We start from the raw sequence: 11,620 nt of genomic DNA on the forward strand, positions 1-11,620 counted from the left end.
CCCCCCCAAAACGAAAGCCCCCGCCGCTTTTCGCGGCAGGGGCCTGCTGGGAAACACAAGGGCAGAGCGGCTCAGAGCTCGCTTTCGATCCAGCCCTTGAGCGCGCTCTTGGGTGCCGCGCCAAGCTTCTTCGCCACCGGCTGGCCGTCCTTGAACAGCACCAGCAGCGGGATCGACTGCACGCCGATCTGAGCCGGCGTGTCCGTGTTGGCCATGATGTCCATCTTGGCGATGGTCACCTGTTCGCCCAGTTCCTCGGCGATTTCCTCAAGCGCAGGAGCGATCATCTTGCACGGGCCGCACCAGTCCGCCCAGAAATCGACGAGGACGGGCTTGTCGGACTTGAGGACGTCGGCCTCGAAGCTGGCATCGGTGACGGCAATGGTGGACATCGAAACACTCCTGAAGGAAACTTTGCCTACAATTTAGGACAGATACCCGGCGGCGCAACGCCGCAGGGCGAAAGGTTTACTCACCCGGCTCCAAGTCGGGCTTGTGCCGGGCCAGCACCTCGGCGGGCACCTCGATAAGACGCGGTATTGCGGTATACAGCAAGGCGACTTCCACCGACCGCCCGGGGAACGTGGCCTCGAGCGCTGCGGCGTAAGCGCCCATCTGGCGCAAAACGCCACGGGGCACGGCATCAATCCGGTCAGGCGGCCGGCGCGCACTCTTGTAATCGACGATGCGCACGCGATCCGGCTCGATGACGAGGCGGTCGATGGTGCCGGCAATGACCTGGCCGCCCACGACTGCTGCCACCGGAACTTCCGCAAGACTGTCCGGCGAGAAAAGGTCAGCCCAATCCGGGTTCTCAAGCACCGCCAGTGCGCTGGCGAGCAGCGCGGCGCGGTCCTCCTGCGCAACGTCGGCGGCATGTCGTTGCAGCCATGCTTCGCCGGCCGACCGGCGCGACGGCGGCGCTACATCGGGCAGGCGTTCCAGCAGCTTGTGGACCAAAGTGCCGCGGCGCGCGGCATCGCGTCCGGCTCCGGGCGGGAACGGCGGATCGGGCGCGTCCTCCTCGCCAAGGGCCGAGGGAGCCAGAGGCCGCGGCGGGCGCGGCTCGGCGGGTGGTGCGCGGTCCAGCCAGCGCGGCAGCGGTTCGCGCAGATCGAGTTGCGGCGCCCCCGTCTTCAACGGCACCGGCTCTGCCAGGACGCCATGTTCGCACCGCCCACCCCAAATCGGATCGGCAAGGACGGCGTCTGTGGGAAAGAGCTGGCGCAGCCGGGCGTACCAGCTCTTCGGGCTCGGCTCGCCCTTATCGCGGCTGGTCAGGGCCCCGCCCACGAACAGCGCTTCCTCGGCCCGCGTCATCGCGACGTATAGCAGGCGCCAGTGCTCCTGTTCGTCAGCGCGTTTCCCTTCCTCGATCCGCTGGGCAATGCGGCCCTGCTTCTCCTCCTTCGACAAGGGCGGGAGCGGGATCAGACGAGTCTCGTTCGCCGGGTCGGGCAGATCTATCCCGCGTTCGCGCGCGTTATCCGGATTGGTCGTGGCGTCCGCAAGGATGACTATAGGCGCCTGCAGCCCCTTCGATCCGTGGACCGTCATGACCCTGACCAGACCGGCGGCATTGTCCGCTTCGCGCTTCAACTCGCCGTCACCCGCATCGAACCACGCGAGGAAGCCGGCAAGGCTTGGGGTGGCCGTGACGGCATAGGCCTTGGTCGCGTTCACCAGTTCGTCGATCGGATCGTTGGCTTCGGTGCCAAGCCGCGCCACGAGCCTGCGCCGCCCCTGCCATGGCCCCACGAGCAGCCACTGAAGGAGGTCCTGCGGCGGCGCGTAGTCCGCCCGGGCGAGAAGCTCGCCCAGCTTCAGCATGACGGCCGCGACCTCCGGCTCGCGCGAACGGCGCAGGTGCTCCCAAAGGCGCGCATGCTTGTCCCGGTAGCCATGAGCCAGCAACTGCTCCTGACTCCATCCCACCAGCGGTGAAACCAGAAGAGCCGCCAGGTTGAGGTCATCCAGCGGCTGCACGGCAAAGCGCAACGCGGCGACCAGATCCTTGACCGCAAGCGGAGCCCCGAGCCGTAGACGGTCGACGCCGGCGACAGGCACACCCGCCGCATGAAGCCGTGCAACGATCAGCCCGGCGAGCTCCTTGCGCTGACGGACAAGCACCATGATGTCTTCCGCCCGGGCGCGGCGCGGCCGGCCTTTCACCAGCGTGAAACCCGGCCCCTGCTCATCCAGCCATTCCCGCACCTGAAGAGCGATGCGTTCCGCCATCTGGCGGTCGGGTCGGGAGAGCCAGTCGGGGGAGACGCCCTCCTCGTCCGGCAGTTCGTCGTCCTCGCCACCGGCGACATCGCTGACGGGCTGCCAAACGGCGACGTAGCCGGGCCGCTCCTGCCCCTGGTGCCGCTCGGCCGGGCGGTCGAGGCCGAAGTTCTCGTGGCCGATTCCGGCGATGGCGCGATCCACGAAGTCGAGGACCGGCTGCGCACTGCGGAAAGACCGATCGAGGCCGTACTCGCGGAACTGCGGCGGCGTGATGGCGCTGCGAAGGGAACTGGCGTTATCCGCCGCCGCGCCCATCTCGCGACGGACGCGATCTGCGGCGCGGCGGAAATTCTCCGGACTGGTGCCCTGGAAGCGGAAGATGGCCTGCTTGTAGTCACCCACGACGAAGAGCGTGCGCATGACATTCTCATGCTGGCCGAGCCCAGCCCAGAATTCGCCCGCCATCGCAAAGATGATGTCCCATTGCGCCGCGTTAGTATCCTGCGCCTCGTCGACGAGAATATGATCGAAGCGGCGGTCCAGCTTGTAGCGGATCCAGTCCGCCTGCGCCTGGTTGGCAAGAAGATCCGCCGCGCGGCGGATCTGGTCGTCGAAGTCGATCAGGCCTTCGCGCTGTTTCGCCGCGTCCCATGCCAGCGCGAAGGCACGCCCCAGACGCAGGGCAGGAACGAGGCGATCGGCAAGGGCGAGAAGCACACGAGCCGCCCGGATCGCCAGCACATCCTCGATCACGCGCGCGCAGGAGTCCGCGTACCCGGGATCGAGCTTGTCCTGCGACGTCGTGGACTTGGGCTCGCCTTTCTGAGTGAGAAAGACCCGGGCAAGCGCCTCCAGCGCCTCCAGCCGCTGCGTGCCGGTACCAAGGAGCCACTCGCTGATCGCATCGACCGCCGTAAGCCCCGTCTTCGTCCCCCATTCGTTGTTGACGGCCATGCAGTGCCGCACCGACCGCACGTCGAAGGCGGCATCCTCGCACCTCGCCGCCAACCAGTCCCAGTCCGCTTCGGGAGGAAGGCCGAGCAGGCGGAGCACATTGGCGCGCAGGTCGCCCGCTTGCCATCCGCCGGGACCGAACCACGCCTCACGGGCGGAGGCGCAGCGCAGCAGGAACGCCATGACCGCGTCAGGGCCGTGGCGCAGGGAAAGCTGCTCCACCGCCCTGAGCAGCGCGGGGTCACCTTTCAGGCCATCCTCGGCATCGACGAGCAGATCCGCCAGCACCTGACGCGCCAGCAAGTCACGTTCCCGATCTTCCATGGGCCGGCTGCCGGGGATGAGGTCCGCCTCCAGCGGGAAGGTCGCCAGAAGCCACTGCGAGAAGGCATGGATGGTGTCGATCCTCAGCCCGCCGCCCGGAGAATCCAGCACCGAGGCGAACAGCGTACGCGCGCGCGCGATGTTCTCAGGAGTCGCCTGTGCACCGATGGCGGCGAGGCGCATGCCAAGCTCGGCTTCGTGCAGACGCACCCACTCGGCAAGCGTGCCGTTGATGCGCGCCGCCATTTCCGTGGCGCCGGCCTTGGTGAAGGTGAGGCAAAGCACCTGCGAGGGGTCCACGTCCGGCTGGAGCAACAGGCGAAGCACACGCGAGGAAAGAACCTGCGTTTTGCCGGTGCCCGCCGAAGCGGAAAGCCACACCGTCTCCTGCGGGTCCACGGCCCGCATCTGGTTGCCGTGCAGCGGATGGACAGTTGCAGGACCGCTCATGCCCGGTCCGCTCCCGTTTCGGGATCGAGGGCGCCGAGCGAGGTGATCCACTCGTCCAGCCGCATCAGCTGATCGTAATCGGCATAGCTTCCCAGTTCAGGATTGAGCCGCGCGGTGAACGGCTCCTCGCCCAGAATCCAGCGATCGAGGGCGTCGTCGAGGTAACGCTGCGTTTCCGGCAGGAAGTCCTCCCGCGGGATTCCGGTCTTCTTCCGTCCCTCCCGCACTGGTTCGAACACGTAGCCCATTGCTCCGTCCCGGCCCTTGGCCATCGACCAGTACTCGAACGAGTCCGCCACGCCGTCGATGCCTTTAAAGCCGCCTTCCCTGGCAATCAGTGCGATGAGGCCGAGCTGAAGTGCGAAGCCCTCTTCGACCCGGCTGCCGGTGGGCGGCTGCCCGGTCTTGTAATCGACCACGGCAAGGCTGCCGTCCTCGCGCCGGTCGATGCGATCGGCGCGCCCGTGTATGCGCACGTCGCGGTAAAGCATGTCGCCCCACTGCTCCACGGCGATAACGTTCCGGCCGGCTTGCTTGCCCTCCAGGATCATGCGTTCGAAGGTTTCGAGCGCCGCCGCCAGTCGGGGCCACCACAAGGCCCGCATGAGCGGATGGGCGTTCTGCTCCGTCAGCACCCCTTGCGCGATCGCGTGCAGACCGCCTGCGGGCTCCTTCGCCTCGTGCCAGCGTTGCATGATGAGGTGCGCAACTTCACCTTTCCAGGCCGCGCTGGGTTCGGCGTCGAGCCCATCGATGCTGCGCAGGCGGAGGATGGCGCTGGCGTAGAACTGGTACGGGTCCCCCCGCAGCCGGTCGAGCCCGGTCACTGACAGATCCACCCGCCGCTGTTCTGCCGTCGGCAGGGGCTGGGGCCTGGGATGCGGAGCCACCGGAGCCGCATCGTCGAGCAGTCGCGCATGACGGACCGCCTCGCGTTCGACGTGGCGCTCCAGCTGGTCGCCGAGCATGGCCCTCACTCGAAGGACAAAACGAGAGGGGATCACCGGGCCGCCCTCGTCACGCTGCGCCCAACTCAGCACGACCTGCGGCGCGCCGAGTGCCGCGGCAAGGTCATGCGCGGCCAGACCGATGCGGAAGTCCGCACCCGGCACGCCCAGCGCCCGGAGCACGGTGGGCGGAAGCAGGGCATCCAGAGATGCGCTGCCGGGCCAGACGCCCTCCACCAACCCGCCACAGATGACGAGATCGGCCCGGCTCATCCGGGCCTCCAGAAGGCCATAGATGGCGACGCGCGGATGGCCGCCCCAGGGTGGCCTGACGGAAACCCGATCCATCACGTCGCGCAGGACGGCGTGAAGTTCACGCGGGTCCAGGAGCGTTCCAGCCGAACCAGCCGCCTCCCTCAGCTCTTCGAGCATGCTGCTGAGCGCCCGGCCGTCGGCGCCTCCCCAGAGGCTTTCGCCGCAAAGTGCCTCCGCGGCATCGGCCAGGAGGCCCATCAGGCGGTCGAGCGGTTCCGTTTCCCCAAGGCTGAACAGCGGCGTCAGGATGCTCTGAATGCCGCCCCACCATTCCGCCACCTTTGCCACATTCGCCCGGGCGCCGATGGGATCGAGGCCGATCCCCGGCCGCGGCCCGCGTAGCTCCAGATCCAGCTTGCGCGCGTTCTCAAGCCATCGCGCCCGGTTTTCGCCTGCACCCGCCAGTGGATGGACGAGCAACGCAATCAGCGGGACAGGCGCAGCCTGCTCCGAAACCACCTCGGCCAGCAGCAGCAGCAGGCGTCCCGCCGCCGTCTGCGGCATCGGCCGGCCGGCGGTATCATCGGCTGCGATGCCCCAGCGCTCCAAGTGGCTGACCACCCGCGCCGCAAGGCCACGGTCGGGCGATATGAGCGCCACCCGCCGTTCCGGCGTTTCCAGCGCCTCGCGGATCAGCACCGCAATCGCCTGTGCTTCTTCCCCGGGATGCGCGCTTTCCATGAGGCGCACGCCGCTCAGCCTGCGTTGCTCGGCGGGAAGATTCACCCAGGCAGCCGATGCGCGAGGAGGCAGGAACAGGCTCGAGATGGCGCGACTGCGCTCCGGCGGCGCGGCGGCAAGGCCGGAGCGATGCCACGGCTGCACTTCATGGCGCGAAACGCCCATGCGGTTCAGCAGGAGCTTGAGATGGTACTGCGGGTGCGTGACAGCATCGCTGCGGCCGAACGGCGGATCTCCCTCATCAGCGGGCGCCCCGGCGGTGCCGAGTTCCGACCACACTTCGTCGGAAAGGGAAAGGTCTAGGTCCGGCAGGACCACAAGGCCTTGCGGCAGCTCGCTGATGACGCGCAGCAGCCGGGCCAGTGCGGGAGAGGCGCCCGTTACCCCCGCCGCGATGACGGGGTGCGCGGGCGGCTGCACACGCCAGCGCGCGGCTGCGTGATCGAACAGACGGTTGCGGCGCTCCGGCGCGTCAATCTCTCCCCTTGCGGCGAGTTCCGCGATCCAGTGCTGCTGCACCATGAGGAAGCTGCGCGTATTGTCCGTCCAGTGCCCGGCGAGATCGCCGACGATGCCGACCACGCGCTCCGACATCAGGTCGATTGGCGCTATCTCCTCCGCGATCAGGCGGTCCATCGTCCGACCGATCTCGAAGGCGCGGCGCAGCAATGCCGCGCCCTTGCCGGCAGCGTCACCCTCCACTTCGCGCAGATAGTGCGCGAGACGCAGCCAGCGACGGGTGCCGTCGGCCGCCGGAGGGATATCCGCTGCGCCGAGCGGATCGAGCAGCGGACCGACCGCCTCATCGAGATCCAGATCGCCCACCACCACCATGCGCGGCAGAAGAAGGCCGTTACCGGAATGACGGACGAAGGCCTCCGTCATGGTGCGCACCGTACGGCGGCTGGGCAGCAGCAGTGTCAGGCGGGCAAGGCCAAGCTCACCTTGCGTGTAGCGAGGCACGAGGCCCGCCACGAGCGCGTCGGCGAAGCCTCTGTGTGCGGCGATGGAATAGACCTTCGGGCGATCCTTCCCGCCCCCGGCCCGGTCAGACACGGGTCAGCCATTCCTCGGTCGGCCTGATCGCCGACGGCTCCCCCACTTCGAACCACAAACCCATGTGCGAGATGCCGAAGAGCCGCCCCTCTTCGATTGCGCGGGACCAAAGGATGTTGGTCGAGAACGGACCATCCGGCGCATCGCGAAGCAGGCGTCGGGACACAAGCTGGATGCCCGTGAAGATGAACGGCGCCACACGCCCCGGGCTACGACGGGAGACCAGGCCCGCCGGATCGAGGTGAAAGTCGCCCTCGCCCTTGTAATTGAGCGCACGGGTATGCGGCACCATCAGCAGCAGCGCATCCATTCGCTCGGCGTCCCACGCGGTGGAAAGCTCCGCAAAAACGTCATTCGGGCCATCGAGCCAGATGTTGTCGCTGTTGAGGCAGAAGAAGGGATCAGGAAGACGGTCAGCCGCCCTGACCATGCCGCCCCCGGTCTCGAGCAGCATGTCGCGTTCATCCGAGATGATGATCTGCGGCAGCGCCTTGCGCACGGCAAGGTGCCCTTCGAGTGCATCGGCCATGTAGTGGACGTTCACGACCGCCTTGGCGATGCCCGCGTTTGCAAGCTTGTCCAATGCATGATCGATCAACGACCTGCCCGCCACGCGCACGAGCGGCTTGGGCTGGGTGGCGGTCAGCGGCCGCATGCGCTTGCCCAGACCTGCGGCCAGAACCATCGCGGTATCGCTGGCGAGCTGTTTCACGGTCATCGTGCGAAGCTACCCCCCTGCGCGGCCCGCAGTTCGGCTGGGATGTTCGCGTCGAACCAGGCCGCCACCGGCGCCAGCGCCGGATGCGCGAGGTCCCGCTCCAGCAAGGCCCACACGCGCGGGATCAGGTCGAGATAACGGGGCTTGCCGTCGCGCCGCCAGAGCCGCACGAAGATGCCTACGATCTTGGCGTTCCGCTGGGCGCCGAGGCGGGCATAATCCGCCAGGAAGCGGTCCACGTTCACGCCCGTCTTCTGGACGTAACGATCGAACATCTGCGCTTCGAGTTCCGCCGAGACATCGCGGCGCGCATCCTGCAGCAGCGACACCAGATCGTAGGCCGGATGGCCGACGAGAGCGTCCTGGAAATCGAGCAGCCCCTGCTTTTCGAGGCTCCCGATCAGCATGATGTTTTCAGCGTGGTAGTCGCGCAGCACGGTGACGCCGGGCCGTTGCCGTGGCAACAGGTCGGCCAGGGCGCGCTCCCACGCGTTGGTGAACCCGGCCGCATCGACATAGAGGTTTTGCGCGGTGCAGTACCAGTCGATGAACAGCTTCGCTTCCCGCAGGTATTCCGAAAGCGAGTAATCGAGGAACGGCCCGGCCGGCAGCTGATGCAGCTTCACAAGAGCATCGACCGCCGAGGAATAGACTGCGTTCTCATCGTCCGGCCACTGGTCGAGATAGTCGCGCATCCGCGCTTCACCGAAGTCCTCCAGCAGCACCAGCCCGCGCTCCGGCCGTTCCGCCAGGATGCGCGGCGCACGCATGCCATTGTCGTCCAGCCAGTGTGCGGCGCGCAGGAACGGCCCCGGATCCTCGTGGGGCGGCGGCGCGTCCATGAGCATCGCGGTTTCGCCACCCGCCTTGCGGATGCGGAAGTAGCGCCGGAAGGAGGCGTCGCCCGGCAGCGGCTCTACCGCTGCGCCTCCCCAGCCGGCGGTGGCGAGGAAAGCATCGAGGCCTTCGGGATAGTTCGGGTTTTCTAACGTCATACCGGCATCCGCCCTAGCCAATCCGCCCCGCCTTCGACAATGGCGATCCTGCCGTCCTCGACAACTTCCAGCGCGACCGAGAGGCAGCCTGGCTCATGCGCGAAACCGCCGGCGTGCTCCGGCCACTCGGCAATGAGCGCCGCGCCTTGCCGGTAATCGTCGAGGCCAATCTCATCGGCCTCGCCGGGATGATTCAGCCGGTAGAAGTCGGCATGGACCAGCGGCAGCCGCACCGTGGGCCGATCGTAAGGCTCGATGATGGCAAAGCTGGGCGAGGGAACCTCCCCGTCATGGCCGAGACCGGCGATGATCGCCCGCGCAAGGGTGGTCTTGCCCGCCCCAAGCCCGCCGGTGAGAGCGATCACATCCCCCGCCCGCAAGGCATCGGCCACGGCACGCCCAAACCGATCCATCGCGGCAAGATCCGGTAACGCGATCGTCTTCACAGTCTCACTTCCAAGGCAATTCGATAAGGGCGGTGGTGCCTTGTCGAGGCTCCGATACGAGGCGCAATACCCCGCCATGTGCTTCAACCAGTTGGCGCGCGAGCGGGAGGCCGAGCCCGTCGCGGCTCTGCACCTTGCCGTCCGCCCCGACCTTCATCCCATCCAGCGCGCGGGCAAGGGTACGGCTGTCCATGCCCTGCCCCCTGTCCTGCACCAATATCTGCAGGCAGTCGCCTCCGGCACCCTTGCTGCGCGACAGTTGCACCAGCACCCGCTCGCCCTTGGGAGAAGCGGCGATGGCATTGTCGACGATGTGCCCGATCGCCCGGGCAAGCCGCCTGCTGTCTGCCACGATGGGGCGCAGCAGCCCTTTCGCCTGAAGGTCCAGCGTCACGCCTGCCTTTTGCAGGCGCCCCGCCCGCTCCTCCACCACGGCCCGGACGAAGGACATCGGATCCACCTCGTCGAACTTCAACGGCAGGAGACCCGCCTCGCTTTGCGAGAGATCCAGCAGGCTGTCGATATGGTCGCCAAGATGCCGCGAAGCTTCGATGATGGAGTGGACATAATCCTTTCCGGGCTCGTTGAGATCGCCGCCCAGACCAAGGTCGAGCATCTCCGCGAAACCGCCGATGGAGGTGAGCGGCGTGCGCAGTTCCTTGCTCATGTTCGCGAGGAAGCGCGTCTTGATCGCATCCGCCTCGATCAGCGCCTGGTTGCTTTCGCGCAGCGCCTGTTCGGCCTTCATAGAGTCGGTTATGTCCAGGACCGCAAGAAGACCGTTCCCGTCCGGGAGGGGAACCCCGGCGTACTCCAGCATACGGCCATCAGAGAGCCCGATCCGCCCGCCAGTCTGTGTCCGGTCAAGCGTGGCGGCCCGCACGACATCGCCGACCATTTCCGCCTCCTCGGCGCGCTGGAGGCGCCCGGCGAGCTTCTTCAGCAGCGCCTCGATATGCGGATGCGTGTCAAGGAACTCGCTATCGAGGCCCCAGTCTGCGGCGAAGCGGCGGTTCCAGATCTGCATCCGCCCGTCCGGTGCGAAGACGGCAATGGATTCGAAAAGGCTGTCGAACGTCGCGGTACGGGTGCGCAGCAGGGTGTCGCGGACGGCAGAGAGGCGGAGCTGCTCGGTCCTGTCCTCGACGATAAGCAGCAGGCCTCCGTCAGGGACAGGCTGCGCCACGATGCGCAGGTGCGTGCCATCGGCAAGCGCCCACGCCTCCTCCTGCGCGTTCCCGGCGGCGAACCAGCCCGCCCGTTCGCGCCGCCAGGCGGGAAAGTCCCGCACTTCAGGCACGCGGCCTACGTCGCGTGCGGCATCGAGGAGGCGCTCGAACGCGGGTGGATCGATCATCACGCGCGGATCGAGCTTGAAAAGACGCTGAAACGGCTGGTTGGCAAAGGCCAGCCGGCGTTTGGCGTCGAATTGGGCAACCCCTGCGGAGAGCTGGTCCAGCAGCGCGCGTTGCGCGTCGCGGAACGCCCGGAACGACCGCGACATCTCCTCCAGGTCCTCGATGTCGATGGCATAGCCGGCGACACCATCCTCTCCCAGCGGCAGATCGCTGACACGCAGGGCACGGCGCTGCCCCTCGATCGTAGTCGATACGATACGCTCGGTCGGTGTGCCCTTCTCCGCTGCCTTGCGGGCGACATGCGCGGGGGATAGACCGTCCACGGCCTCGATGAGTTCGATGCCCCTGGCGACCGCATCCTCCGCGCTCTTCGCCCCTACGGCAGCGACATAGGCATGGTTGACCAGTTGCAGTTCGCCATCGGGCCGGCGAAACCACATGGGCATGGGCGCGGCTTCGATGAGCGAGACGAGCGCGTGGAAATCACCCCGCGCCCGTGCCGCTTCGTCGCGCAGCCGCACGAGCTCCATCTCGTTGTCCGAAAAGTCGAACACCCACACCAGCGCAGCCCCGCCCGGGGAGACCTGCGGATCGGCGAGGTACCCTCGCAAGGCGAGACTGCGGGTCGATCCATGGGGCGTCACCGCCATGCGGAACGGCGTTGCCGCCTTCTGGCATCGGCGCACCGCTTCCGTCAGCTCCGAAAGCTTGTCCGCCGGAAGACCGCGCCCATTGCCGTCCAGTTCCGACAGGTACTGAGGCACTTCGTCCAACCCCAGCCACTGCGCCAGCCGCGGGCCGGCCTCGATGCGGCCATCGGTCCGCACCAGCATGGGAAGCGCGGGTGATTCCTCAACCAGGCGGCTGAGGCGGCGTGCGGACCGCAGCTGGGTTTCGGCATGATGCTGACGCGATCGCGCCGACAGAACGGCCCAGGCAGCAGCAATCGTCCAGGCGCCGAGCAGGAGACCTATGAGGAGAGGCAGGAAGCGCGAAAATTCCATCGCGCACGGCTATGATGTGCAGGCGGCGCGGTGACAATGGGTGTTGGCGCGAAAAGCGGTCGATACGCCCCGGGCCGGGGGCGGCCGCGAGGCGCGAACGCGAAAGGCGCGCCCTTGCGGACGCGCCTTTCTTCGTAACT

The 11,620-nt window shown here is 67.3% G+C and carries 7 protein-coding genes; all 7 read right to left on the reverse strand.

What is annotated here, in order from left to right:
- Window positions 1-71: 71 nt before the first annotated feature.
- Window positions 72-392: a thioredoxin gene (gene trxA, locus QOL62_RS12825; RefSeq protein ID WP_103730279.1), complete on the reverse strand. Its 321-nt coding sequence runs from the start codon at window positions 390-392 to the stop codon at window positions 72-74.
- A gap of 76 nt (window positions 393-468) precedes the next feature.
- On the reverse strand, window positions 469-3,960 hold the full coding sequence (addA, locus tag QOL62_RS12830) for a double-strand break repair helicase AddA (RefSeq protein ID WP_283406547.1): 3,492 nt from the start codon (window positions 3,958-3,960) through the stop codon (window positions 469-471).
- A complete protein-coding gene (locus QOL62_RS12835) occupies window positions 3,957-6,959 on the reverse strand; it encodes a PD-(D/E)XK nuclease family protein (protein ID WP_283406548.1) in 3,003 nt (1,000 codons plus the stop codon). Before QOL62_RS12835 ends, addA begins: the two co-directional genes overlap by 4 nt.
- Complete coding sequence (locus tag QOL62_RS12840; protein WP_283406549.1) at window positions 6,952-7,677, reverse strand: nucleotidyltransferase family protein; 726 nt, start codon at window positions 7,675-7,677, stop codon at window positions 6,952-6,954. Before QOL62_RS12840 ends, QOL62_RS12835 begins: the two co-directional genes overlap by 8 nt.
- Window positions 7,674-8,672 (reverse strand): aminoglycoside phosphotransferase family protein, encoded by a 999-nt coding sequence (locus tag QOL62_RS12845; RefSeq protein ID WP_283406550.1) that lies wholly within the window; start codon window positions 8,670-8,672, stop codon window positions 7,674-7,676. Before QOL62_RS12845 ends, QOL62_RS12840 begins: the two co-directional genes overlap by 4 nt.
- Entirely contained in the window at window positions 8,669-9,109 is a 441-nt protein-coding gene (gene tsaE / locus QOL62_RS12850) for a tRNA (adenosine(37)-N6)-threonylcarbamoyltransferase complex ATPase subunit type 1 TsaE (protein ID WP_379511663.1), read from the reverse strand. The genes QOL62_RS12845 and tsaE overlap by 4 nt, the downstream gene beginning before the upstream one ends.
- Before the next feature lie 13 nt (window positions 9,110-9,122).
- Window positions 9,123-11,480, reverse strand: coding sequence for a sensor histidine kinase (locus QOL62_RS12855; RefSeq protein WP_283406552.1), 2,358 nt, complete (start codon window positions 11,478-11,480; stop codon window positions 9,123-9,125).
- Between the last annotated feature and the right edge of the window lie 140 nt (window positions 11,481-11,620).

The sequence above is a fragment of the Novosphingobium panipatense genome (genome assembly GCF_900182875.1).
Classification (GTDB): domain Bacteria; phylum Pseudomonadota; class Alphaproteobacteria; order Sphingomonadales; family Sphingomonadaceae; genus Novosphingobium; species Novosphingobium panipatense.

Coding starts and splice junctions, on each gene's coding strand:
- trxA (WP_103730279.1), bottom strand. CDS start 392: ATGTCCACCATTGCCGTCACCGATGCCAGCTTCGAGGCCGACGTCCTC.
- addA (WP_283406547.1), bottom strand. CDS start 3,960: ATGAGCGGTCCTGCAACTGTCCATCCGCTGCACGGCAACCAGATGCGG.
- QOL62_RS12840 (WP_283406549.1), bottom strand. CDS start 7,677: ATGACCGTGAAACAGCTCGCCAGCGATACCGCGATGGTTCTGGCCGCA.
- QOL62_RS12845 (WP_283406550.1), bottom strand. CDS start 8,672: ATGACGTTAGAAAACCCGAACTATCCCGAAGGCCTCGATGCTTTCCTC.
- QOL62_RS12855 (WP_283406552.1), bottom strand. CDS start 11,480: ATGGAATTTTCGCGCTTCCTGCCTCTCCTCATAGGTCTCCTGCTCGGC.